Source organism: Streptomyces sp. NPDC085900, from assembly GCF_044540925.1.
GTDB lineage: Bacteria > Actinomycetota > Actinomycetes > Streptomycetales > Streptomycetaceae > Streptomyces > Streptomyces gilvifuscus.
Map to the genome: position 1 here is coordinate 1 of NZ_JBITSP010000033.1, position 1,414 is coordinate 1,414.

Below are 1,414 nucleotides of genomic sequence, written 5' to 3' on the forward strand. Positions count from 1 at the left end.
CTGAGACCTGATGCCGAGCCGATTGTGGTGAAGTGGATGATCCTATGCTGTCGAGAAAAGCCTCTAGCGAGTTTCATGGCGGCCCGTACCCTAAACCGACTCAGGTGGTCAGGTAGAGAATACCGAGGCGTTCGGGTGAACTATGGTTAAGGAACTCGGCAAAATGCCCCCGTAACTTCGGGAGAAGGGGGGCCATCACTGGTGAGGAGACTTGCTCTCCGAGCTGGGGGTGGCCGCAGAGACCAGCGAGAAGCGACTGTTTACTAAAAACACAGGTCCGTGCGAAGCCGTAAGGCGATGTATACGGACTGACGCCTGCCCGGTGCTGGAACGTTAAGGGGACCGGTTAGTCACATTTCGGTGTGGCGAAGCTGAGAACTTAAGCGCCAGTAAACGGCGGTGGTAACTATAACCATCCTAAGGTAGCGAAATTCCTTGTCGGGTAAGTTCCGACCTGCACGAATGGCGTAACGACTTCTCGACTGTCTCAACCATAGGCCCGGTGAAATTGCACTACGAGTAAAGATGCTCGTTTCGCGCAGCAGGACGGAAAGACCCCGGGACCTTTACTACAGTTTGATATTGGTGTTCGGTTCGGCTTGTGTAGGATAGCTGGGAGACTTTGAAGCAGCCACGCCAGTGGTTGTGGAGTCGTCGTTGAAATACCAGTCTGGTCGTGCTGGATGTCTAACCTGGGTCCGTGATCCGGATCAGGGACAGTGTCTGATGGGTAGTTTAACTGGGGCGGTTGCCTCCTAAAGAGTAACGGAGGCGCCCAAAGGTTCCCTCAGCCTGGTTGGCAATCAGGTGTTGAGTGTAAGTGCACAAGGGAGCTTGACTGTGAGACCGACGGGTCGAGCAGGGACGAAAGTCGGGACTAGTGATCCGGCGGTGGCTTGTGGAAGCGCCGTCGCTCAACGGATAAAAGGTACCCCGGGGATAACAGGCTGATCTTCCCCAAGAGTCCATATCGACGGGATGGTTTGGCACCTCGATGTCGGCTCGTCGCATCCTGGGGCTGGAGTCGGTCCCAAGGGTTGGGCTGTTCGCCCATTAAAGCGGTACGCGAGCTGGGTTTAGAACGTCGTGAGACAGTTCGGTCCCTATCCGCTGTGCGCGTAGGAGTCTTGAGAAGGGCTGTCCCTAGTACGAGAGGACCGGGACGGACGAACCTCTGGTGTGCCAGTTGTCCTGCCAAGGGCATGGCTGGTTGGCTACGTTCGGGAGGGATAACCGCTGAAAGCATCTAAGCGGGAAGCCTGCTTCGAGATGAGGACTCCCACCCACTTGATGGGGTAAGGCTCCCAGTAGACGACTGGGTTGATAGGCCGGATCTGGAAGCACGGTAACGTGTGGAGGTGACCGGTACTAATAGGCCGAGGGCTTGTCCTCAGTTGCTCGCGTCCACTGTGTT

General features: G+C 56.3%; 1 rRNA gene. It reads left to right on the forward strand.

What is annotated here, in order from left to right:
- A 23S ribosomal RNA gene (locus ACIGDI_RS43400) occupies positions 1-1,392 on the forward strand; the annotation flags it as partial.
- Positions 1,393-1,414 lie beyond the last annotated feature (22 nt).